23 protein-coding genes are annotated in these 22494 nt (G+C 66.1%); 19 read left to right on the forward strand and 4 right to left on the reverse strand.

Features of this window, described 5'->3' with window-relative positions:
* The first annotated feature begins 24 nt into the window (after positions 1-24).
* Both AR539_RS04525 and AR539_RS04530 read left to right on the forward strand, forming a co-directional pair.
* On the forward strand, positions 25-765 hold the full coding sequence (locus AR539_RS04525; RefSeq protein ID WP_066432919.1) for an L-threonylcarbamoyladenylate synthase: 741 nt from the start codon (positions 25-27) through the stop codon (positions 763-765).
* Positions 762-1529, forward strand: coding sequence for a WecB/TagA/CpsF family glycosyltransferase (locus AR539_RS04530; RefSeq protein ID WP_066432920.1), 768 nt, complete (start codon positions 762-764; stop codon positions 1527-1529). The genes AR539_RS04525 and AR539_RS04530 overlap by 4 nt, the downstream gene beginning before the upstream one ends.
* On the opposite strand, the gene AR539_RS04535 is transcribed toward AR539_RS04530, so the two are convergent.
* Entirely contained in the window at positions 1526-2422 is an 897-nt protein-coding gene (locus AR539_RS04535) for a glycosyltransferase (protein ID WP_066432925.1), read from the reverse strand. The genes AR539_RS04530 and AR539_RS04535 overlap by 4 nt on opposite strands.
* Before the next feature lie 296 nt (positions 2423-2718).
* On the opposite strand from AR539_RS04535, the gene AR539_RS04540 reads away from it, so the two are divergent.
* The 14 genes from AR539_RS04540 (at position 2719) to AR539_RS04600 (ending at position 16308) form a co-directional block, all read left to right on the forward strand.
* On the forward strand, positions 2719-3852 hold the full coding sequence (locus tag AR539_RS04540; RefSeq protein ID WP_066432926.1) for an MraY family glycosyltransferase: 1134 nt from the start codon (positions 2719-2721) through the stop codon (positions 3850-3852).
* 127 nt (positions 3853-3979) lie between these two features.
* Positions 3980-4465, forward strand: a complete 486-nt coding sequence (locus AR539_RS04545) for an ATP synthase (RefSeq protein ID WP_066432927.1) — start codon at positions 3980-3982, stop codon at positions 4463-4465.
* Positions 4458-4787 carry a hypothetical protein gene (locus AR539_RS18900; RefSeq protein ID WP_082699183.1) on the forward strand — a complete coding sequence of 110 codons (330 nt, stop codon included), beginning with the start codon at positions 4458-4460 and terminating at the stop codon, positions 4785-4787. The genes AR539_RS04545 and AR539_RS18900 overlap by 8 nt, the downstream gene beginning before the upstream one ends.
* 91 nt (positions 4788-4878) lie before the next feature.
* A complete protein-coding gene (gene atpB / locus AR539_RS04550) occupies positions 4879-5679 on the forward strand; it encodes a F0F1 ATP synthase subunit A (RefSeq protein WP_066432929.1) in 801 nt (266 codons plus the stop codon).
* A 107-nt stretch (positions 5680-5786) separates the two neighbouring features.
* Entirely contained in the window at positions 5787-5990 is a 204-nt protein-coding gene (atpE, locus tag AR539_RS04555) for an ATP synthase F0 subunit C (RefSeq protein ID WP_009356484.1), read from the forward strand.
* A 57-nt stretch (positions 5991-6047) separates the two neighbouring features.
* A complete protein-coding gene (locus AR539_RS04560) occupies positions 6048-6596 on the forward strand; it encodes a F0F1 ATP synthase subunit B (protein WP_066432931.1) in 549 nt (182 codons plus the stop codon).
* Positions 6596-7420 carry a F0F1 ATP synthase subunit delta gene (locus tag AR539_RS04565; RefSeq protein WP_066432932.1) on the forward strand — a complete coding sequence of 275 codons (825 nt, stop codon included), beginning with the start codon at positions 6596-6598 and terminating at the stop codon, positions 7418-7420. The genes AR539_RS04560 and AR539_RS04565 overlap by 1 nt, the downstream gene beginning before the upstream one ends.
* Positions 7421-7506: 86 nt before the next feature.
* Positions 7507-9144 (forward strand): F0F1 ATP synthase subunit alpha, encoded by a 1638-nt coding sequence (gene atpA, locus AR539_RS04570; protein WP_066432933.1) that lies wholly within the window; start codon positions 7507-7509, stop codon positions 9142-9144.
* A 76-nt stretch (positions 9145-9220) separates the two neighbouring features.
* On the forward strand, positions 9221-10114 hold the full coding sequence (locus tag AR539_RS04575) for a F0F1 ATP synthase subunit gamma (RefSeq protein WP_066432934.1): 894 nt from the start codon (positions 9221-9223) through the stop codon (positions 10112-10114).
* An 80-nt stretch (positions 10115-10194) separates the two neighbouring features.
* Entirely contained in the window at positions 10195-11649 is a 1455-nt protein-coding gene (gene atpD, locus AR539_RS04580) for a F0F1 ATP synthase subunit beta (RefSeq protein ID WP_066432936.1), read from the forward strand.
* Between the two features lies 1 nt (position 11650).
* Complete coding sequence (locus AR539_RS04585) at positions 11651-11935, forward strand: F0F1 ATP synthase subunit epsilon (RefSeq protein ID WP_066432938.1); 285 nt, start codon at positions 11651-11653, stop codon at positions 11933-11935.
* A 10-nt stretch (positions 11936-11945) separates the two neighbouring features.
* The gene (locus AR539_RS04590; protein ID WP_066432940.1) at positions 11946-12377 is read left to right on the forward strand and encodes a DUF2550 domain-containing protein; all 432 of its coding nucleotides are present in this window, start codon (positions 11946-11948) and stop codon (positions 12375-12377) included.
* Between the two features lie 5 nt (positions 12378-12382).
* Positions 12383-13762: an alpha/beta hydrolase gene (locus AR539_RS04595; protein WP_066432945.1), complete on the forward strand. Its 1380-nt coding sequence runs from the start codon at positions 12383-12385 to the stop codon at positions 13760-13762.
* Positions 13759-16308, forward strand: a complete 2550-nt coding sequence (locus AR539_RS04600; RefSeq protein WP_197410556.1) for a bifunctional lysylphosphatidylglycerol flippase/synthetase MprF — start codon at positions 13759-13761, stop codon at positions 16306-16308. Before AR539_RS04595 ends, AR539_RS04600 begins: the two co-directional genes overlap by 4 nt.
* Positions 16309-16413: 105 nt before the next feature.
* On the opposite strand, the gene AR539_RS04605 is transcribed toward AR539_RS04600, so the two are convergent.
* On the reverse strand, positions 16414-16617 hold the full coding sequence (locus tag AR539_RS04605) for a cold-shock protein (protein WP_024365900.1): 204 nt from the start codon (positions 16615-16617) through the stop codon (positions 16414-16416).
* Between the two features lie 309 nt (positions 16618-16926).
* Positions 16927-17622: an endonuclease NucS gene (gene nucS, locus AR539_RS04610; RefSeq protein ID WP_066432946.1), complete on the reverse strand. Its 696-nt coding sequence runs from the start codon at positions 17620-17622 to the stop codon at positions 16927-16929.
* Between the two features lie 68 nt (positions 17623-17690).
* On the opposite strand from nucS, the gene AR539_RS04615 reads away from it, so the two are divergent.
* A complete protein-coding gene (locus tag AR539_RS04615) occupies positions 17691-18059 on the forward strand; it encodes an ATP/GTP-binding protein (RefSeq protein ID WP_066432948.1) in 369 nt (122 codons plus the stop codon).
* Between the two features lie 68 nt (positions 18060-18127).
* A complete protein-coding gene (locus AR539_RS04620) occupies positions 18128-18925 on the forward strand; it encodes an alpha/beta hydrolase (RefSeq protein WP_066432950.1) in 798 nt (265 codons plus the stop codon).
* Positions 18926-19017: 92 nt separating this feature from the next.
* On the opposite strand, the gene AR539_RS04625 is transcribed toward AR539_RS04620, so the two are convergent.
* On the reverse strand, positions 19018-20202 hold the full coding sequence (locus AR539_RS04625; protein ID WP_082699197.1) for an AI-2E family transporter: 1185 nt from the start codon (positions 20200-20202) through the stop codon (positions 19018-19020).
* A 390-nt stretch (positions 20203-20592) separates the two neighbouring features.
* Here AR539_RS04625 and AR539_RS04630 point away from each other — a divergent pair, with 390 nt between their 5' ends.
* Positions 20593-22485, forward strand: coding sequence for a hypothetical protein (locus AR539_RS04630; protein ID WP_066432958.1), 1893 nt, complete (start codon positions 20593-20595; stop codon positions 22483-22485).
* Positions 22486-22494 lie beyond the last annotated feature (9 nt).

Below are 22494 nucleotides of genomic sequence, written 5' to 3' on the forward strand. Positions count from 1 at the left end.
CCCAAGTGATGAAAGAATGGGCCAGTGACAACTAGCTACGATTGCACGGCAGCCGAAGAGCGGGCCGCAGGACTTGAACACGCCCAGCGGGCCATCCGCGAGCAGAAGTGCGTGGTCTTCCCCACGGACACCGTGTACGGGATTGCCGCCGATGCGTTCTCGCCCCTCGCCGTGACCCTGCTGCTGGCCTCGAAGGGCCGCAGCCGGAAGATGCCGCCGCCGGTGCTCATCCCGCGGCTCAACGCCCTCGACGGCCTGGCCACGGATGTGCCGGCCGAAGCCCGCCGGCTTGCCGAGGCGTTCTGGCCCGGGGGACTGACGCTCATCCTGCACGCCCAGCCGTCCCTGGACTGGGACCTCGGCGAGACCAAGGGCACGGTGGCCCTGCGGATCCCGGCCGACGAGGTGGCACAGGACCTGCTGACCCTCACCGGGCCGCTGGCCGTGTCCTCGGCCAACCGCACCGGCCAGGCAGCGGCGCAGACCGCCGCCGAAGCTGAAGCCCAGCTCGCCGAGTCCGTGGAGGTCTACCTCGAAGGCGGGCCGCGTCCGGCCGAAGGCGCCGAGGCGGTGCCGTCCACCATCGTCGACGCCACCTCACTGCCGCTGCGCGTCGTGCGCCAGGGTGCGATCAGCCTCGCCCGGCTCCGTGAAGTGGTCCCGGAGGTGCTGGGCGTGGACGAACAGCCCCCCGCCGCAGGCGGAGGAACAGGGGCAGACCCGGCCGGCGAAGAACCCGCCGACGAGCCGGCCGGAACCGCATGACCCTCGAACGGCAGCGCGTCCCCGTCCTCGACGTGGACGCCACACCCCTGACGGTGCCGGAGCTGACAGAGGTGCTCACCCGCTACGTGGCCGAGGGCACCATCCGCACGGTCGTCGGGCACAACCTCCACAGCGTCACCCTGTGCCATTCGGATCCGGCGTTCCGCCGGTTCTACGACCAAAGCGACGTGGTGCTGATCGACGGCGCCCCCGTGCTCATGCTGTGGTCCCGCGGCAGCCAGGCCCGGCCGGACGGTATTCCCGTCATGGACTACCGGCTCGGCTCCACCGACTGGATTCCCGCCCTGGCGGATGTCAGCGGGCTGGAGCGGATTGCCGTGATCGGCGCCGGGCCGGTGGCGAACTCCCAGGCGGTGGCCCGGCTTGCCGCAGTGGTACCGGGCGCCCGGGTGGCCGGAATGCCCGGCGAGGGCTGGAACACGGACCTGGAAGAGTCGGCCGTGGCCTGGCTGTCGGAGTTCCGGCCGCAACTGGTTCTGCTCGGGCTCGGCATGCCGCTGCAGGAGCAGGTGCTCACCCGCCGGCTGGGGGAGCTGCCCCCGGCCGTCTACTGCGCCGTGGGCGGGGCGATCGAGCAGATTGCCGGGATCCAGAAGCTTGCACCGCGGTGGCTGGGACGCCTCGGCCTGGAATGGGCCTGGCGCCTGGTCCTGCACCCGCGGCGCGTCGCCTACCGGGTTTTCGGTGAGCCGTGGCTGCTCGCCGGCCTGCTGGTCCGCCGCCGGCTACAGCCCAGGGGTTAGAACTTCTGGTCCTTGAGGGGGCCGAAGCCCTTGCCGCGCAGTCCGGCGGAAAAGGCCCCGAACCAGTCGGCCAGGCCGCGGAGGTCGCCGCGGCGCAGGAAGTACCCGAGGTAGCCGCCAACATCGGCGACCAGGGACTTGGCCCGGAAGTGGCGGCGGATCAGGTAGCCGCGGTTCCGGTAGTAGAAGTAACGTTTGAACGCCGACTCCGGCACGATCACATGCCACCGGGCGCCGAACACGTGCTGCGTCTCGGAAAAGGCGTGCGGGTGCGTGATCGCTGTCGTCGTGACGGTGCCGAACCGGATGCCGGCCTTGCGGAGCCTGATGGTGAAGTCCACTTCGTCGCCGCGGATGAACAGGCGCATGTCCGGCAGGCCCACCTTGAAGAAGACATCCGAGCGGATCAGCGCACCGTTGAAGAAATGGCCGTCGTTGGGCAGGAAACCGAGTTTCTCCACCTCGGCCCGGTCGTGGGTGACTTTGCCGGCGAGGCGGAAGAAGAAGGAGAGCCGGTCCGGGTGGCCCGGGGCCACCACCAGCGGGACCACTGCCTCAAGATCGCGGGCCTCAGCCTCCCGGACCAGGGTGGCGAGGCACTCCGGATCGGCAGGTTCGGCGTCGTCGTCCATCATCCAGATCCAGTCGGCGCCCGTGGCGACCGCTTTAAGGATGGCAAGCGAGAACCCGCCCGCGCCGCCGAGGTTCGCCTCGGACCGGACATACTCCACGTTTGCATGCGCTTCCGCCACATCCTTGGCGGGGACCGTACCGGAATCGACGAGGCAGATCGAGCGGACCGATGCCGTCTGGTTGTTGATGGCGTCCAGCAGGACCGCCAGCTCCCGGGGACGGTCAAACGTCACGGCAGCAACTGCAACCGACAGGGTCATCGAGTGTTCCTTTCAGCACGGCCGCCGGTGGTTTTCCGCCCGGCAATGGGCCGTGTGACGCGAAGACAGGTGGCCATTGGCATTAGTATCTTGACTAGAGTCCACTGTAATACAGCCCTGTCAGGCACCACGCACTGCCTGCCCTGCGCACGGCGACGGAGAAGTTTCATTTACCGCACGACAGACCCACAGCAGCTAAGTTCACCCCACCACCGGCGCCGCGCAGCATCACCGCGGGTCCGTTCCGGCGAACCGGGTGTGCCCTGCGCCAGCCCCTCCGGACGGGTGTCTCCGCAGTGATTATGTACCTGCTCATGATGCTCTCAGCGGCAGTCGTGAGCTACACAGCAACCTGGGGTGCCCGCTACGTCGGCAACCGGATGGAGCTGTTCTCCCCGATCCGCAGCAGGGACATGCACTCGACCCCTGTATCCCGGCTCGGCGGCCTGGGCATCTTTGCAGGGCTGTCCGTCGGCCTGGTGGTGGCCAGCCAGTCGTTCTTCGTCAAGGACATCTTCCGGAACAACGACGCCCCCTGGGGGATCCTTGCCGGGTCGGCAGTGATCGTCCTGGTGGGGGTGGCGGACGACCTGCTGGACCTGCGCTGGTGGGTCAAACTCATCGGCCAAAGCGCAGCGGCCCTGGTGGTTGCGCTCTGGGGCGTTCGGATGACCATCATCCCGTTTATCCCCGAACCGTTCGTGATCGAGAACGAGGCCGTCAGCATCGCCCTGACGGCGGGTCTGATCGTGACCACCATGAACGCGTTCAACTTCATCGACGGGCTGGACGGACTGGCGGCCGGCGTGGCCATCATCGGCGGAACGGCGTTTTTCCTGACGGCCTACTGGGTGCACCGGACGGCCGTGCTGCTGGACCGCTCGGACCTGGCCACCCTGCTGACAGCCGTGCTGGTGGGTGCCTGCATCGGATTCCTGCCGCACAACTGGTTTCCCGCCAAGATCTTTATGGGCGACTCCGGCGCCATGCTGATCGGCCTGATCATGGCCTCGGCGGGTATTGTCTCCACCGGGCAGATCAGCTCCGGGCTGTACGACCGGGCCAACGGTATCCCCACGATCATTCCCATCCTGCTGCCCTTCGCCGTGCTGTTCCTGCCCCTGCTGGACCTGTGCCTGGCCGTGGTGCGGCGCACCGCGCTGGGACGCTCGCCGTGGTCGGCGGACCGCGGGCACCTGCACCACAAACTCCTCGACATCGGGTACTCGCACCGGGGCGCCGTGATCATGATGTACCTGTGGACCTGCGTGCTGGCGTTCGGCGGCCTGGCCTTCGCGATTTTCCCCTGGCAGATTGTCCTCGTGGCGGATTTTGCCGCTATGGCGGTCATGGCCGTTGTGACGGCGTGGCCGTACCTGCGCAACAAAGCTCCGGCTCGTGGCCCCCGGTCGTCAGCAGAAGGCGAGTGAGCCGCGGCCCGCGGGACCTCGTGGTTCCGCGGGTTTTCCCAATAATTTCTATCTCATGTAGAATTCAGGTGCGGCACTTCGCCGCGCCACTTTGACCAGCAGCCAGCCTCTCGACGATTGGGATCTTATGACCTCCGACGCCGACCCCGGACCTCCGTCCGGCGCCGGACGAGTTGGTCTCTCAGGTCCCACAAAATCATTGTGGCTGCGCCTGCTGGCCCTGAGTTCCGCCGTCGGCGGGGGCGCCCTGCTGCTCACCAGCCTGGCGGCGCTCCTGATCGGAGGCACGGCCGCCGCGCTGTCCTGCCTCTTCGGCGGGGCACTGGTGATCGCCTTCTTCGCTATTAGCCTCCTGGTGGGCCACTTCGGCGGCCGGAACCATTCCTCCGGAGCCATCGGCCTGTTCGCGGCCACCTACTTCATTAAAGTCGTCGGCTTTGCCGTTGTGCTGTTCGCCATCGGCAGCCCCGAGTGGCTGGACGGCCGCTGGTTCCTGGCCGGCGCCGTCGTGACCGTGGTCCTCTGGCAGGCTGCGGAGATCTACGGCTTCAGCAAGGCACGGCTCCAGCTGTACAACGACCCCGAGACGCCGGAAGGCGGTACCCATGTTTAGCCGCAAAGTCCGCCGCACCGACAAGCCCGCCACCCCCAAAACCACAGCCGGAGCCCCCGGTGTTTCTGCCGACGGGGAAGACGGCGGATACAACGCCGGCATCGCCGTCTTCAGCTACATTGTTGGCGGAATCCTCGTCTGGAGTTTGATAGGGTGGGGTCTGGATAATCTGTGGGGAACCCGCTGGATTGTGCTCGCAGGCGCCCTGCTTGGAGCCGCGGGAGGGTTCTATCTTTCTCATATGCACGGCCTCACCAGCCCGGACAAGTCCGCTGGTGGGGACAATGCTGCACGTGGCCCGTCCAAGGACGAGGATCAGTAATGCCAAATAATTTCACAGGGGGAGAGCGCGACAGCAACGTCGCCTTTCCCCGACCGACGCCCAATGATGGACACTGCAGAGAGGAAACGCGTTGATCGCGCTTGCGCTCCCGGCCCAAGATTCAGGAACTTTTACGCCTCCTGGAATTGATGAAATGCACCTGCCGGCAATCCTGCCGTGGGGGGCGGCCGACGGATTCTCCAAGCAGATGCTGCTGGTAATCCTTTCGGTCATTATTATCGCCACATTCTTTCTGCTAGCTGCCCGCAAGGGCCAGCTTGTTCCCGGCAAACTGCAGTTCGCCGGCGAGGCCGCCTATGGCTTCGTCCGCAACGGCATTGCCAAGGACATCATCGGCGGCAAAGACTTCATGAAGTATGTTCCGCTGCTCTTCAGCCTGTTCTTCTTCATTCTTCTGAACAACATCTACGGTGCAATTCCGCTGATCCAGCTCCCGACCTTTTCGCACGTCGGCGGCGCCTATGTGATGGCCGGAATCGTGTACGTCACCTGGATCGCCATCGGCATCAAGAAGAACGGCCTGAGGTACTTCAAGCTGGCCACCGTGCCCTCCGGAGTCCCGGTCTACATTCTTCCGATCGTCATTCCGATCGAGATCATCTCCAACTTCCTGGTCCGCCCCGTCACGCACAGCCTCCGTTTGTTCGCGACCATGCTGGCCGGCCACCTGATCGTGATGATCGCCGGGTCGGGCATCGAGTTCCTCATCATGCAGGAGAATTTCCTGCTGAAGGGCACCTCGCTCCTGGTCCTCGGCGGAGCGATCGCCATGTACATGCTGGAAGCGCTGATCATGGTCCTGCAGGCCTACGTGTTCACCCTGCTGACCGCCATCTACATCGAAGGCGCGCTGCACGCGGACAGCCACTAGGCACCCGGCCGGCCGGCTAACGGCGGGCAGGCACCCACAAACTTCCCCTCGGGGGATGAAGCACACCAAACAACCTGCCACACAGATGGCATCTTGAAAGGAAAAAAATGGAAGGCAATCTCAACCTCGTAGGTTACGGTCTGTCCGCAATCGGCGGTGGTATCGGTGTTGGTCTCGTGTTCGCCGCTTACATCAACGGCGTTGCACGTCAGCCGGAGGCACAGCGTGTCCTCCAGCCGATCGCATTCCTCGGCCTCGCGCTGACTGAAGCCCTCGCCATCCTCGGCCTGGTCTTCGCATTCGTTCTTTAGTCTGAACTTTAGAACCAAGCGAACATCCAGAACCGAGTAGATAAGGACGGGTGAATTATGAATCAGCTGATCATCTCAGCCGCCACAGAGGGCGCCAACCCTCTGGTTCCCAATCCCTGGGAGATGCTTGTTGTCTTCGCCGGCTTCGCTGTTCTCATGTTCATCGTGGTCAAGTACGTTGTCCCGATGTTCGAGAAGACCTTCGCCGAGCGTGCCGAGGCCATTGAGGGCGGCATTGCCAAGGCTGAAAAGGCCCAGGCAGAGGCTTCCGCTGCGCTCGAAGAGTACAAGCAGCAGCTCACGGATGCCCGCGCCGAGGCCAACCGCATCCGCGAGGAAGCACGTGCCGAAGGCGCCCAGATCCTTGCGGATCTGAAGGAGAAGGCAGCTGCAGAGTCTGCCCGCATCACGGCACAGGCACACGCGGCCATCCAGTCCGAGCGCCAGGCGGCCGTTGTGTCGCTGCGCACGGAGGTGGGCACGCTGGCCACCACGCTGGCAGGCCGCATCGTCGGCGAGTCTCTCGAGGACTACGCGCGTTCGGCCCGTGTGGTTGACCGCTTCCTGGCAGATCTGGAGAACCAGAACGCAGGTGCAGCTAAGTAATGGCAGGTGTATCGAGCGAATCGCTGACTACGGCTCTGGTGGCGCTGGAAGCGAAGCTTCCCTTTGCCTCGCTGCAGTTGGCTAAGGAACTCTTCGGAATCCTGGGAATTGTGGACAGCTCGGCCGGCCTGCGCCGTGCCCTGACTGACCCGTCCCGCAGCGGGGAAGAGAAGTCGGCGCTTATCAAGCAGCTCTTCAGCGGGAAAGTCTCCGCGGACGCTGTGGACATCGCGAGCGGACTGGCCGGTTCACGCTGGGCATCCGCCCGTGACATCGGCGATGCACTCGAGACTCTTGCCGCTTCGGTGGTCATCGCCGTAGCTGAGAACAAGTCTGCCGTCTCTGCCTCCGGTATCAGCGGCCTGGAAGCGCTGGAGAACGATCTGTTCTCCTTCAACCAGGCCGTCGAGGCCAACCACGAGGTGCAGCGTGCTGTGTCCGAACCGCAGGCGAGCACGGCTGCCAAGGTGGCCCTCGCTGAAAAGCTGGTGCCGAGTGCAAGCGAGGAAGCGAAAGTCCTTATCGGACAGGCAGTCTCGCAGCCGCGCGGCCTCAAGGTCACCAAGCTCGTTCGTCGGTTTGCCGAGCTCGCAGCCAAGCGCCAGCAGCGCTGGATTGCCACGGTCAGCGTCACCCGTCCGCTGACGGAGACACAGGCCAGCCGTCTGCAGGCGGGGCTGAACGCCCTCTACGGGCGCGAGCTCAAGATCAACACGAACGTTGACCCGGCACTGATCGGTGGCCTCCGGATCCAGGTAGGGGATGAAGTGGTTGACGCTTCGGTACTCGCCCGCCTGGGCCAGCTCCACCGCCAGATCGCCTAGCCAGCCGGACAAGCACAACTTAACGTAACGAAACCCCGGTCATCGTGAGCAACGATGATCACGAAACAGGAGAGCAGGGACTGCAGATGGCCGAATTGACCATCAACGCCGACGACGTCCGTAATGCGTTGAACGAGTTCGCGGCGTCCTACGAGCCCGGAAACGCAGAGCGCGTCGAGGTCGGCCGTGTAACAACCGCAGGTGACGGCATCGCCCGTGTTGAGGGCCTTCCCTCGGTCATGGCGAACGAGCTGCTTCGCTTCGAAGACGGCACGCTGGGCCTGGCCCAGAACCTCGACGTCCGCGAAATCGGTGTCATCGTCCTCGGCGACTTCGCCGGCATTGAAGAAGGCCAGGAAGTTCACCGCACCGGACAGGTTCTGTCCGTACCGGTGGGCGACGCCTTCCTTGGCCGCGTCGTTGACCCGCTGGGCCAGCCGATCGATGACCTCGGTGACATCAAGGCTGAGACCACCCGTGCACTGGAACTCCAGGCGCCCGGCGTGACCCAGCGCAAGTCGGTGCACGAGCCGATGCAGACCGGTCTCAAGGCTATCGACGCCATGATTCCGATCGGCCGCGGCCAGCGCCAGCTGATCATTGGCGACCGCCAGACCGGCAAGTCCGCCATCGCGATCGACACGATCATCAACCAGAAGGCCAACTGGGCTTCCGGTGATGTCAACAAGCAGGTCCGCTGCATCTACGTCGCCATCGGCCAGAAGGCGTCCACGATCGCAGCTGTCCGCCAGACCCTCGAGGACAACGGCGCACTGGAGTACACCACCATTGTTGCCTCCCCGGCATCCGACCCCGCAGGCTTCAAGTACCTGGCGCCCTACGCCGGTTCCGCGATCGGCCAGCACTGGATGTACGGCGGCAAGCACGTCCTCATCGTGTTTGATGACCTGTCCAAGCAGGCTGAGGCCTACCGTGCAGTGTCGCTGCTGCTGCGCCGCCCGCCGGGACGCGAAGCCTACCCGGGCGACGTCTTCTACTTGCACTCCCGCCTGCTGGAGCGTTGTGCCAAGCTCTCCGACGAGCTCGGTGCAGGTTCGATGACCGGCCTGCCGCTCATCGAAACCAAGGCAAACGACGTCTCCGCCTACATTCCGACCAACGTGATCTCCATCACCGATGGCCAGATCTTCCTGCAGTCGGACCTCTTCAACGCCAACCAGCGTCCCGCCGTCGACGTGGGTGTCTCCGTTTCCCGCGTTGGTGGCGCCGCCCAGGTGAAGTCCATGAAGAAGGTCTCCGGTACCTTGAAGCTGGAACTGGCCCAGTACCGCGACATGCAGGCGTTCGCCATGTTCGCCTCGGACCTCGACGCCGCATCGCGCCAGCAGCTGACCCGTGGCGCACGCCTGATGGAACTGCTCAAGCAGGGCCAGTACTCGCCGTTCCCGGTCGAGGACCAGGTCGTCTCCATCTGGGCCGGCACCAACGGTTACCTCGACGACGTTCCGGTGGAAGACATCAACCGCTTCGAGACCGAGTTCCTCGAGCACCTGAAGCACAAGTCCTCCATCCTCACGACGCTGGCCCAGACCAACGTCATGAGCGATGACACTGCAGAAGCACTGAAGACCGCGATCGTGGACTTCAAGAAGGGCTTCTTCGGCGAGGGCGACAACCTTCTGGTGGGTGCGGGGCACGAGGAGTACGCCCCCATCGACGAGGCACAGGTCGACCAGGAAAAAATCGTCAAGCAGAAGCGCTAGTTCTGCTGGCAGGGACTGCCGGAGCCCGCACGGGTTCCGGCAGTCCCGGCCATCAGGATCTTAGGAAAGGATAAGTATGGGAGCCCAGATCCGGGTCTACCGCCAGAAGATCAGCTCGACGACGTCGATGCGCAAGATCTTCAAGGCGATGGAACTGATCGCTACCTCGCGCATCGGGAAGGCCCGAGCACGCGTAGCAGCTTCACTGCCTTACGCAAACGCCATCACGCGTGCCGTTTCTGCTGTTGCCAGCCAAAGCGAAATCGACCACCCGCTCACCACCGAGCCGGAGCAGATCCGCCGGGCTGCCGTCCTGGTCATCACCTCGGACCGTGGCCTTGCCGGCTCGTACTCCGCCAGCGTGCTGAAGCAGGCGGAAGGCCTCAACGAGCTGCTCGTGGAGGAGGGCAAGGAAGTCAAGATGTACCTCGTCGGCCGCAAGGCGCAGGCGTACTTCGACTTCCGGAACCGTCCTTACGAACGTGTTTGGACCGGCGGCACCGATGCACCGGAATTTGCCACCGCACAGGAAATCGGCGAGGCATTGCTGGCCGATTTTGCGACGGACTACGCCGAGGGCGGCGTCGACGAGATCCATGTCGTCTACACGCGCTTCAAGTCGATGGTCACCCAGGAGCCGACGGTTGTCCGTCTTCTCCCGCTTGAGGTTGTTGAAGAGCAGGCTGCGTCCGAGTCGGACCTCCTGCCGCTCTACGAATTCGAGCCGGAAACGGAGCAGGTTCTTGATGCCCTGCTGCCGCGCTACATCGAATCACGCATCTTCGCAGCCATGCTGCAGGCAGCCGCTTCGGAGCTTGCTGCCCGCCAGCGGGCGATGAAGTCCGCCGGCGACAACGCCACGGAGCTCATCAAGAAGTTCACGCGTCTGCGCAACACTGCCCGCCAGGCTGAAATTACGCAGGAGCTCTCCGAAATCGTGGCCGGTGCCGACGCGTTGAACGCGTCCTAACCAACCCGGTCCCGGATCCTGCGGTACCTGCACCAAAGTAAACTTAACCCCAACGCCATCTACTGAGTGAAGTGAGAGAGATGACTGCCACTGCTACCGAACACGTAGCCGCGACGGCCGGTGCCACCGGCCGTATTGCACGTGTTATTGGTCCGGTTGTCGACGTCGAATTCCCGGCTGACGCAATCCCCGCGATCTACAACGCACTCACCACCGAGATTACTCTCAACGGTGAGACCAAGACCATCACGTTCGAGACCGCCCTGCACCTGGGCGACAACCTGATCCGTGCCATCTCCCTCCAGGCCACCGACGGACTGGTCCGCGGTACCAACGTGGTGGACTCCGGTGCTCCGATCTCCGTGCCCGTGGGCGACGGCGTCAAGGGCCACATCTTCAACGTGCTGGGCCAGCCCCTCGACGTTGCCGAGTCGGAACTGCAGATCAGCGAACGCTGGCCGATCCACCGCAAGGCCCCCGCCTTTGCGACCCTGGAAGGCTCCACCGAGATGCTGGAGACCGGCATCAAGGTCATCGACCTTCTCACCCCGTACATCAAGGGTGGAAAGATCGGCCTGTTCGGCGGCGCCGGTGTCGGCAAGACCGTGCTGATCCAGGAAATGATCACCCGTGTTGCCCGCAACTTCGGCGGCACCTCGGTGTTCGCCGGCGTCGGCGAGCGTACCCGTGAAGGTAACGACCTCTGGGTTGAAATGGAAGAGGCAGGCGTCCTCAAGGACACCGCCCTTGTATTCGGCCAGATGGATGAGCCGCCGGGAACGCGTCTGCGCGTGGCGCTGTCCGCACTGACCATGGCGGAGTACTTCCGCGATGTCCAGAACCAGGACGTGCTGCTCTTCATCGACAACATCTTCCGCTTCACCCAGGCAGGCTCCGAGGTTTCCACCCTCCTCGGCCGCATGCCGTCGGCCGTGGGCTACCAGCCCAACCTGGCAGACGAGATGGGCCTCCTCCAGGAGCGCATCACGTCCACCAAGGGCCACTCGATCACCTCGATGCAGGCCATCTACGTCCCCGCAGATGACTACACCGACCCGGCGCCGGCGACCACCTTCGCACACCTCGACGCGACCACGGAACTTTCCCGTGAAATCGCCTCCCGTGGTCTGTACCCGGCCGTTGACCCGCTGACGTCGACCTCCCGCATCCTGGATCCGCAGTACATCGGCAACGACCACTACAACACGGCCGTCCGCGTCAAGCAGATCCTGCAGAAGAACAAGGAACTCCAGGACATCATCGCCATCCTCGGCGTTGACGAACTGTCCGAAGAAGACAAGATCGTCGTGTCGCGTGCACGCCGCATCCAGCAGTTCCTGTCGCAGAACACCTACACCGCCAAGCAGTTCACCGGCGTCGAAGGCTCCACCGTGTCCATCAAGGACACCGTTGAAGGCTTCGCGGCGATCTGCGACGGCGAACTCGACCACATCGCAGAGCAGGCGTTCTTCAACGTCGGCGGCCTGGACGACGTCGAGCGCCAGTGGGCCAAGATCCAGGAACAGACCAAGTAATATGGCTGAGCTTGAGGTTGAGATTGTCGCAGCGGACCACTTCGTGTGGTCCGGAGCGGCCAAGATGGTCAAGGCCCGCACCAGCGATGGTGAAATCGGAATCCTGCCCGGCCACTCGCCCCTGCTGGCGATTCTGGCCGAAGGTGAACTGGCCATCGAGCCGGTCTCCGGTGACCGCATTGCTGTAGTTGTCGACGGCGGATTCTTCTCCGTCGACAACAACCGGGTCGTCATTGTTGCTGACAACGCCAAAATGGGCGACGCGGCTACTGCGGGGATCCGCTAGCACGACCTTGATGAACGATACTGTCTTTCCGTTCATCGTCCTGGCAACGATTTTTGCGTTGCTGGTCTTTGCACTGTGCCTTTCCGGGGTGCGCCGCTTCAATCTGCGGCGCGCCCTGGGCACGGTGGACGCCTCCATTTGCACGGCTGGAAACAGCTGGCATATGGGGGTTTGTCGTTATCAGGACAACGACCTCGAATGGTTCCGCCTTGCCTCGCTGAGCACGCGGCCCAAACACACCTTCCGGCGCAGTTCCCTGGAGCTCCTCGGCCGGCGCCAGCCCACCGAATCCGAGCTCGTCAAAGTCCAGCCCGACACCGTGATCGTCGAACTCCGGTACGAGGGCAAGGATGTGCTGCTCGCCATGCGGTTCGACGCCTACACCGGGCTGTCCTCCTGGCTTGAGGCCGGTCCCGTCATCGGCGTGGGCACCTGGCGCTAGCCGCGGTGGACTTCCTCGAAGACCTCCGACTGGTGGACGGACCGGTGCTCTGGACGGCCTGGGCAGCCGGAGCAGCAGGCCTGGGCTATCTCCTGTGGCGCGGCGGACACCGCAGCAGCCAGGACACGGACACCGGGCCCCGCCGCGCGCTGCTGTTCCTGCTTCCCCTCCTCGCCGCCGCCCTAACGGCCGCCGCGCTGCTCGCCGGCACCCACTGGCTTCTGATCTATGCCATCCCGGTCTTCCCGGGAGAACTTCCGCGTGAGGTTCTGGGCTGGTCCCTGGCCGCCATTACAGCGCTGCTGCTCTGCGGCCTCCGCCTCTGGACCACCTGGCGTCCTGTCCCGGAAGCAGGGCAGGCCCGCACCCGGCGCCGTGTCCGCACCACCGCGGTCTCCATCGGCGCGCTCCTCGGCGTCGTCCTGCTGTCCGCCGTCCAGATCAACGCCTACTTCGGCCTCAACCACACAGTGAGCGACCTGACCGGGACCGCCGTCGCCCGGATCCAGCCCCTCGAAGACGGGCTCAAGCGCGTTCCCGGGGCAACGCCGTCCAGCCTGTCCGGCTGGAGCCCTCCAGGGAGCCTGCCCGACGGCGGGGAGCTGCGGCGCGCCAGCATCCCCGGCACCGCCTCGGGATTCCAGAGCCGCGAGGCCTACATTTACCTGCCGCCGGCCTACTTCGCCACGCCACGGCCCGCCCTCCCCGTCCTGGTCCTCTTCGCCGGGCAGCCCGGTGCACCGGCGGACTGGCTCACCGGCGGTGCGCTGCGCAGCCGCATGGACCGCTACGCCGCGGAGCACCACGGCGTGGCCCCGGTGGTGGTGGTGGCGGACCCCAACGGCACGGCCTCGGGGAACACCCTGTGCATGGACAGCAGCATCGCCCCGGCCGACACGTTCCTGGCCAAGGACGTGCCGGAGTGGATCAACAGCACACTGGACGTGGACCCGGACCCGTCGCGGTGGGCCGTCGGAGGGTTTTCCTTTGGCGGGACCTGCGCCATGCAGATGGTGACCCGCCACCCTGACACCTACGGCTCGGCTTTGGCCTTCTCGAGCGAGCGGGAGCCCGCCCTGGCCAAGGAACGGGACAAGACCGTCGCCGCGTCGTTCGGCGGCGACACGGAGGCGTTCGACCGGCAGACGCCGCTGCGGATCATGCAGGAGCGCCGTTTCGAGGGGCACGGCATCTACTTCGCCGCCGGAGAGCGCGACCCCGAATTCCTCGGCTACATGGACGAGCTGTCCGCCGCCGCGCGGAAGGCCGGCTTCAGCGTGGAAACCTCGCCGGTTCCCGGCGCCGGGCACTCGTGGGAGGCCGCATCCACCGCGCTCCCGGCCGGCCTCGATTTCCTGTTCTCCCGTTGGGGCATCGCGCAGTGAGCGCGGGGGCAGCGGAACACCGGCAGGGCGCCAGCCCCGGCTCCCTGCGGGGGCTGGGCCGCGAGGGGCTGCGCCAGTCGCTGCGGCATCTGCGGTCCATCCCCTTCACCCTGGCGGTCCTCGCGGTTTTCCTCATCACCGGTGCCGCCACCGGAAGTTTCCTCGGCGGTCCGCCGGAATCCCTGCTGGACGTGGCCTCCGTCAGTGCCCCGCAGCTGAAGGCCGGGAACTGGTGGTCGATGTTCACCTCCATGTTCTTTGCCACGAACCTGCTGGCCTACGCCGCCGCTGCGCTGATGATCCTGCTCCTGCTGGGCGTAGCCGAACGGCAGCTCGGGACGCTGCGCACCGCCGTGTTCTACTTCGCCGCCCAGTTCGCGGCGGTCACGTTGTTCCTGCTGCTCACCCAATTCGCCCGCCAGGTCGACGACGGCTGGCTCAGCCGGATGGTGGACGCCCGGCTGATGGGCCCGTACGCGGCAGTCCTGGCGGTGTCACTGGCGTCCTGCGGGCTCCTGCCGACGCTGTGGCAGCGCCGGCTGCGCACCGCCGTGGTGTCCATTTCCCTGATGCTGGTGCTGTATGTGGGGCACGCGGAGACGGTGGTGGGATTCGCGGGGGCGCTGGCGGGGCTGGCGGCAGGCTGGTGGATCCAGGGCGACAAGGGCACCCTGCACCGCCACCGGTCCACCGGCCGCGAAACGCGCAACCTCCTGGCCCTCACCGTGGCGATCTTCGCCGTCGGGCCCATCCTGACCGCCACCGTCCGGACCCCCACCGGGCCGCTGGCCCTGCTGCGGGACGTGCTCCTGAACCCGCTGCCCACGCTGAACCAGCTGGAGCAGTACTGCGGCGGCACCATCGACGTCACCTGCCTCGAGGCCGGCCGCAGCGGGTTCGCGGGCCCGCTGGGCCTGGCGCTGGCGGTGGTTCCCGTGGTGCTGCTGCTGATCTGCGCCGACGGCATGAGGCATGGACGCCGGCTGGCGCTGCGGATCGCCATCACGCTCCAGCTGGCGGTCACGGCGATGGCCGCCGTCTACCTCTCCCTGCTGGCCCGGATTCCGCAGTACCCCAACCGGCCCCACACCGCGGTGATGGGATCCGGGTTCGTCCATGTCCTGCCCCTCGTGGTGGTCCCGCTGGTGCTGGTGGTGCTGCTCGCTGCGAACCGCCGCCAGTTCCGGGTGGAGACCAGCCCCCGTGCCCGCCGTGCGCTGGCCGCCGTCGTTGGCGGCACGTGGCTGGTGCTGGCGTCCACCTACACCGCCGTGTGGCTGGCTGCCGGAGGCATGGAGCGCGACGGCGGCCTGCTGGGCCTGGCTGCGGAGCTCTCCCGCCAGTACCTGCCGCTGCCCATCCCGGGCATCTACAGCCGCGTCTTCCAGGGCCGCGACCCCGTCGAGGCCTTCCTCTTCGCTGCGTCCGGCATCGTCTTCTGGGCCGTGGCCCTTGCTGCCGTCTGGCTGGTGCTGCAGCGCCGGCTGCACCACTCGGACGCCGGGGCGGAGGACCGTGAGGTGGCCCGGGCGCTGATCCATGAAGGCGGCGATTCGCTGTCCTGGATGGCGCTCTGGGAGCCCAACAAATACTGGTTCGCGCCGGAACGCCGCGGGGGAGTGGCCTACCAGCAGCACGGCAACGTGGCGCTGACGCTGGCCGGGCCTTTCGGCCCCGCGGCGTTCCGCGAGGAGACTGCCGAGGGCTTTATCCGCTACTGCGCCGAACACGCACTGATCCCGGGCTTCTACTCCTGCACGGACGAGCTGTGGCCGCTGCTCAGGGCCCGGGAATTCCGGCGGGTGGCCGTGGCCCAGGAAACCAGGCTTGCCGTGCGGACCCTTGAGTTCAAGGGCAAGGACTGGCAGAACGTCCGCACGGCCCTGAACCGTGCCGCTAAGACCGGCGTGCAGGCCGTATGGGGCCGCTACGCGGACTTTTCCCCCGCCCTGCGGGCCCAGCTGATTGAGGTCTCGGAGGAGTGGGCCGCGCAGAAGACCGTCCCGGAAATGGGGTTCACCCTCGGCGGCATCGACGAGCTCGAGGACACCGAGGTGCTCTGCTGCCTCGCCGTGGATGCCGAGGGGCAGGTGCAGGGCGTCACGAGCTGGCTGCCGGTGTACGAGAGCGGGCGCGTTGTGAGCTGGACGCTGGACTTCATGAGGCGCCGCGGCGATTCCTTTCCCGGTGTAATGGAATTCCTCATCGCCTCGGCAGTGCAGGAGCTGCGCGGGTCCGTGGAGGTCATTTCACTCTCCGGGTCGCCGCTGGCGAAGGACTCGGTGGCGGACGGTGACGGCGGCAGCGCCGGATCCGAGGGGCTGGCGGCAATCCTCGATGTGGTGGGCAAAGCCCTGGAACCTGTGTACGGGTTCCGGTCGCTGGCCAGCTTCAAGTCCCGTTTCAAGCCTGAGTACCGGACGCTGTACCTCTATTACCAGGACCCGCTGCAGCTGCCCGCCATGGGCCGGGCCCTGAGCCGCGCCTACCTGCCCGGCCTGTCCGTCCGGCAGAGTGCCCGGCTGCTCCGCACCCTGGTGCGCTGACTCCGGCCCGCAGGCATCAAAGACGGCACAAAAAATGATCCCCGGCCAAAAGGCCGGGGATCATTTTATTGCGGGAACTGCCAGGGGCAGTTCCGCCGCGGGGTACTAGACCAGCGTGACGCCGGTAGCCTGGGGGCCCTTGGCGCCCTGGCCGATTTCGAACTGAACGCGGGCGTTCTCGTCGAGGGTCTTGAAGCCGCCGGTCTGGATCTCCGAGTAGTGCACGAAGACATCGCCATCGGAGTCATCCGGGGTGATGAAGCCGAAGCCCTTTTCAGCGTTGAACCACTTCACAGTTCCCTGTGCCATGTATTTCTCCTCATTATGGATTCTGGTTAAGTCCGGCACACTTCGTGCCGTCCTTGGTCACTCCGCGAGAAGAACCTGGGCTGTGGGACCGGGGATTCCGGGCTTTGGCGGCAGGCGCTTCACGCTCGCAACATGTCTTGCGAGCATGAAAAAACACCTACACAAAGACTGGTATTAGAATTTCATGCCGCTTGCCTCTGGTCAACGGGTGCGGCACAAATTGGCATAAATTTTGTACAAAGAATCGATGAACGCTTCCGGCAGTGCATTTACCGGCGGCGCTGCGGTCCCGCGGGGCGGGAAATGCCGTCAGAAAAGGCGGGATTCGACGTCGTCGACGCCGCGCATGGCGTCGTAGTCGAGGGTGACGCAATCAATGCCGCGGTCGTTGGCGAGGACCCTGGCCTGCGGCTTGATCTGCTGGGCGGCAAAGATCCCGCGGACCGGCGCCAGCAGGGGGTCGCGGTTGAGCAGCTCAAGGTAGCGCGTGAGCTGTTCGACGCCGTCGATGTCGCCGCGGCGCTTGAGCTCAATGGCCACCGTGGCGCCCTTGTCATCCCGGGCGAGGATGTCCACCGGGCCGATAGCGGTGAAGTATTCGCGGCGGATGAGGGAGAAGCCGGCGCCCAGGAGCTCGATCTGGTCGGCCAGCAGGCGCTGCAGGTCCGCTTCCACGCCGTCCTTGATCAGTCCGGGGTCCTGGCCCAGCTCATGCGAGGTGTCGTGGAGCTGCTCATGGATGTTGATGATCAGCCGGTCGTCGGTCTTGGCCGACTGCACGGTCCACTGTTCGATCACGCCGACCTCGACGTCCACCTCATCCGGCGTGGAAACGCGCAGCGAGGCCGGCGGGCTCATCCAGTTCAACGGCTTGTAGGACCCGCCGTCGGAGTGGACCAGGACGGAGCCGTCGGCCTTGACCAGCAGGAGCCGGGTGGCAAGCGGAAGATGGGCTTTGAGCCGACCGACATAATCAACGGAGCAGCGGGCTATGACTAAACGCACCCGGTCAACACTACCGTCTGCGGGGCCGCGGGGTCACGGCGGCATCCTGCCTGGGGCAGAATGGAACCATGCCCCGTTCCAACCGCCCCCGCCGAGCCGCCGCAGGACGGGCAGGCTCCGGCAACGCCGGAGCGGGCAAGAAGCTGAAGCCCGGCGCGAAGGGCGGCCCTGTTCCGGAACTGGATCTGGAGCGGGCACGCTCGGGGTTCGCGCGCCGGGAGAGTGCGCCGGACGGCGAGTGGTCGGTCCGGCCCATCACCGCCGCGCGCGCCGAGAAGACCTATATCTGCCCGGGATGTTCCACGGCCGTGCTCCCTGGTGTGGCGCACCTGGTGGTGTGGTCCGAGGACCACCTCTTTGGCGCCGCGGCGGGCCTTGCCGAACGCCGGCACTGGCACAGCAACTGCTGGACCTCCCGCAGCTACCGGTACCGCTGACGGCCCTGCCGGTTCTCTGCCCTGACTGCGTCGGCGAGTGCAGCCTGGGCTTTCGCTAAGCTGGACGCATGAGTTTTGACCCGGCGTCGTACGTCTTCAGCCAGCCTTCCGCCCCCACCGCCATCCGGGCCTCCACGGTCCTGCCGGCCCGCCGGGAAAACGTGGAGCTCCGCACGGACGACGGGCACCGGCTCGTCGGCGAGCTGGCGCTGCCGGAATCCGGCGAGGTGAAGGCCACCCTGATCACACTCCATCCGCTGCCCACCCACGGCGGCTTTATGGACTCGCATGTCTACCGGAAAGCCTCCTACCGGCTGCCTGCGCTGGCCGGGATCGCCGTGCTTCGGTTCAACACCCGCGGCACCGCGTCGCCGCGGGGGACCAGCGACGGAACGTTCGAGGAGGGCATCGGGGAGCGCCTGGACGTAGAGGCGGCCGTGAAGTTCGCCGTCGACCGCGGCCTGCCGAACCGCTGGCTGGTGGGCTGGTCCTTCGGCACAGAGCTCGCACTGATGTACGGGGCCTCGGAGCCCGTGGCCTCCGAGGTGGAGGGGGCCATTCTGCTTTCGCCCCCGCTGCACCGGGCCACGGAGGTCCACCTGAAGGAATGGGCGGCCGCCGGCAAGCCGCTCAAGGTCCTGGTTCCCGAGCACGACGACTACCTCCAGCCGGCCGAGGCCGCGGAGCGCTTCCGCGTGGTGCCGCAGGCCCGCGTGGTGGGCGTGGACGGCGCCAAGCACCTGTGGGTGGGGGAGAAGTACGCCGGGCGGGTGCTTGATGAAATTGCCGCCGAGGTGCTGCCGGGCGGCTCCGGCACGGGGCTTCCGCAGGAATGGACCGGCCCGGTGGCCACCGCGCACACCTAAACCCCTCGAACGCGCCCCGCACAAGGCGCTGAAAACAGACAGCCGCTGCGTGGATCCACGCAGCGGCTGTCCGTTTGTGCAGCAATAACGGGTCAGTGCTTGTCCTGCCGGACGATGAAGATTTCCTTGATCAGGAGCATGATCGCGGCCGCGGTGGGAATGGCGATCAGTGCGCCCAGCACGCCCAGGAGGCTGCCGCCGGCGATCACCGAGATGACCGCGACGGCGCCGGGCACGGCGACGGCCTTCTGCATGATGCGCGGCGAGATGAAGTACGCCTCGAACTGCAGGTACGCGAAGTAGCAGACGGCATAGGCAACTGCGGTCTGCCAGCCCGCCGTCAGGGCGATCAGCGTGACGATGACGCCGGCGATCAGCCCGCCGACCAGCGGAATGAAGGCCAGCAGGGCCACGACGAATGCCAGCAGCACGGCGAACGGAACCCCGACGATCGACATGACGATGAAGGCGAAGGTGGCGTTCACCAGGGCCACCACTGCCTGGCCGATCACGTAGTTGCCCACGGACCCGGTGATTTCCTCGGACAGGGCCTCGACCCGCGCCCGGCGCGACCGCGGCGCCAGGCGGTAGCCCCACTTCTTCATGGCCGGCAGGGCCGCGAGGAAGTACAGGCTCAGCACCAGCACGATCAGGGCGCCGAACAGGCCGTTGGCCACGGTGGAGCCGAACCCCACAACACCGCCGAAGATGCCGCCCATTGCCTCAGGGTTGTTGACGAACTTTTCCAGCTCCTGGGTGATGCGCTGCCGCACCCCGTACTGGTCGTCGATGCTGCGGAAGAAGTCGGAGTTGATGAAGTCGGTGATCCAGCGCGGCGCTTCCTCGACGATCTGGGTGACCTGCTGGACGATCGTGGGGATCAGGGTGGCGAAGAAGGCCGCCACGCCCAGCGCGAGGGTGGACACGGCCACCACGATGCCTGCGGCGCGCGGGAACTTCTTGCCTTCGAGCCAGCGCACCACCGGGTCCAGGCCCAGGGCAATAAAAAGCGCTGCCACAATCCAGAGGATCAGCTGCGTGGTGTTGGAGCCGATCCAGTACACCAGCAGGGCGACGCCGACGCCGACGGTGCCCATGAAGCCGACATAAAGAGGATGCTGCGAGGACATCCGCGGTCCGGGGTTGCCGAAGCGGGTGCCGGACTCCGTCTCCGGCGTCAGTTCGTCATCCTCCTGCTCCGGGGGCATCTCGAAGCGGAGCCGGGGCTGGGCCCCCGGAAGGGGCTGGCGCAGGCGGTGGGCCATCGAGTTCAGCATCCCGGCGAGGGCCGCGCGGCGCGGGGAAACGTGCTTCTGCACACCGTCCGCCGGGCCGGGCCCGAGGCTTCCTGCCTGTCCTGTTGTGTCCTGTGCTGTATTTTCCTGTCCAGGGGTTCCCTGTCCAGGTGTTTCCTGTCCAGGGTTGTCCTGTCCTGCTGCGGACGAATCCGTGTGTCCGGTCACTGCGCTGAAGGCCCTTGTTTCTTGAGAGTATTCCCGTCGGAGCGGCGGTCACGGCCCCGGTGTGATGATCACCGCAAACACTATCAGCAGGCTTGTTTTGGCGCGGTGAGGCGGCTGCCGAACGTGCGCCGGAAGGGGTTGACAACGGGCCCGATCTGACTCTGTGGTAACAAAACGGTTACTATTGAAGCTAAGTGTCCGCTGATGATAGGTAATATTTTGCGTTTCAAGACTGCAGTTGCCCTCGTGCTGCTCGGCCTCCTGACACTGCTGGCAGGTATCGGCCAGAAGACTTTTTGGGCTCCGGCCGAAACCATGACCGCCACCGTCCCTGCAGGCGCCACCGCCGCGCCGCTGACCGTTTTCGACGAGAAGCTCCGCACCATGCAGGACGGCACGGTGACCATCACCGTCAAGGGCGAAGGCAGCTTCATGCTGGCCGCCGGACGCCCGGACGACGTCGATGCCTGGGTCGGACAGACCGCGCACAACACCGTCTCCGGCGTCTCCGAGGACGGCAAGGAGCTGCAGTTGACGCACGCCGACGGCGAGGCAGCCGCGCCTTCGCCGGCCGGTTCCGACCTGTGGGTCAGCACCGAGAACGCCAGCGGCGAGCTGAAGTACAACTGGACTGCACCGGCCGACGGCGACTGGTCGCTGCTGCTTGCGTCCGACGGTACGAAGCCCGCGCCTTCCGAGATCACAATGACCTTCCCGAACGACACCTCCACCCCGTGGGCCATTCCCCTTATGGTGCTTGGCGGCCTGCTGATGCTGGCCGGCGTTGCCTTGCTGGTGCTGAAGCCCAAGTCCGGTGCCCGTCGCGGTGCGGGCAGCGGCCCGGCCGGGGGAGGCACTGGTTCCAAGGCCGTTCCGGCTGACACCACCTCCATTCCTGCCGCTTCGGCCCCGACCACTGCGGCGCCTGCCACGTCGCCGGCGAACACGGGCACCCCGAACACGGGCACCCCGAACACCGGCACCCCGAACACCGGCACCCCGGCCACTTCGCCCTCGAAGACTGTCCCGACGGACACCGCCGAGAAGTCCGTTGCCGCCCCGGCCTCCGTGGCGCAGCGCCTGCGGCGTTCCGGTGCCGTGGTGGCGGTGCTGACCGCCACGGCCGTCGCCGGCAGCGGCGTCGCGGCCCAGGCCAGCCAGACGCCGGCCCCCGCGCCGGCAACGTCGTCGGCCGCCGCCGAGCAGGCCCCGGCGTCACCGGTACTGGTGGACGCCCAGTTCCGGCGCATTCTGGAGCAGGTGGCCAGCGCGGTGGATGCGGGCGACGCAGCCAAGGACGCCAGCAAGCTTGAACCCCGTGTGGCCGGGCCTGAACTCGAGGTCCGCACGCAGAACTACAAGATCCGGTCCCAGGTGGGGTCCTACGAGGCCCGGATGCCGGTGCGTGCCACGAAGCTCCTCACCACGGTGGTCACCGACCAGCGCAGCTGGCCGCGCACGGTCATGGCCGTCACCCAGGGCGAGGGCAACGTTGTTCCGCAGCTGCTCACCCTCACCCAGGCGTCCCCGCGGGACAACTACAAACTGGTCCTCACCACCCCGCTGCAGCCCGGCACCACCTTCCCCGGGATCGCACGCGGCGGCACCGAAACGGTGGCTCCCGGTGACAAGACCGGGCTGCTTTACAGCGGCGAGGAAGCGATGGGCATTCTGGGTGACCGGCTGAACTCCGCCGAATCCACCTTCAAGGACAAGCTCGCTGAAGGTGAGTCATCCCCGTACATCGCTGACACGCTGGCCTACCAGTCGGACGTCGTGAACTCGGGCGTCAACGGCACCTTCTCCTTCACCCACAAGGCGGTCCCGGACAGCATTGCGGTGTTCCGGACGGCCGACGGCGGGGCGCTGGCCCTGGGCCGCCTCGACTTCGCGTTCGACGGCACCCCGAAGGCCTCCGGCGACAAGCTGACCATCGGCGATGACGCAGCGGCACTGGCCGGCGGCAAGGAGACCAGCACCGGCATGGTGCTCAACTTCGCCGAGTCCGTGGCCGTCTACATTCCGCCGGCGGGGTCCCAGGACCCCATGAAGCTCGTGGCCGCCACCCGCGGCCTCACGGGCGCCAGCTTTAAGTAGCAGACCAGC

The organism is Arthrobacter sp. EPSL27, from assembly GCF_001512305.1.
In the GTDB taxonomy this organism is placed as follows: domain Bacteria; phylum Actinomycetota; class Actinomycetes; order Actinomycetales; family Micrococcaceae; genus Arthrobacter.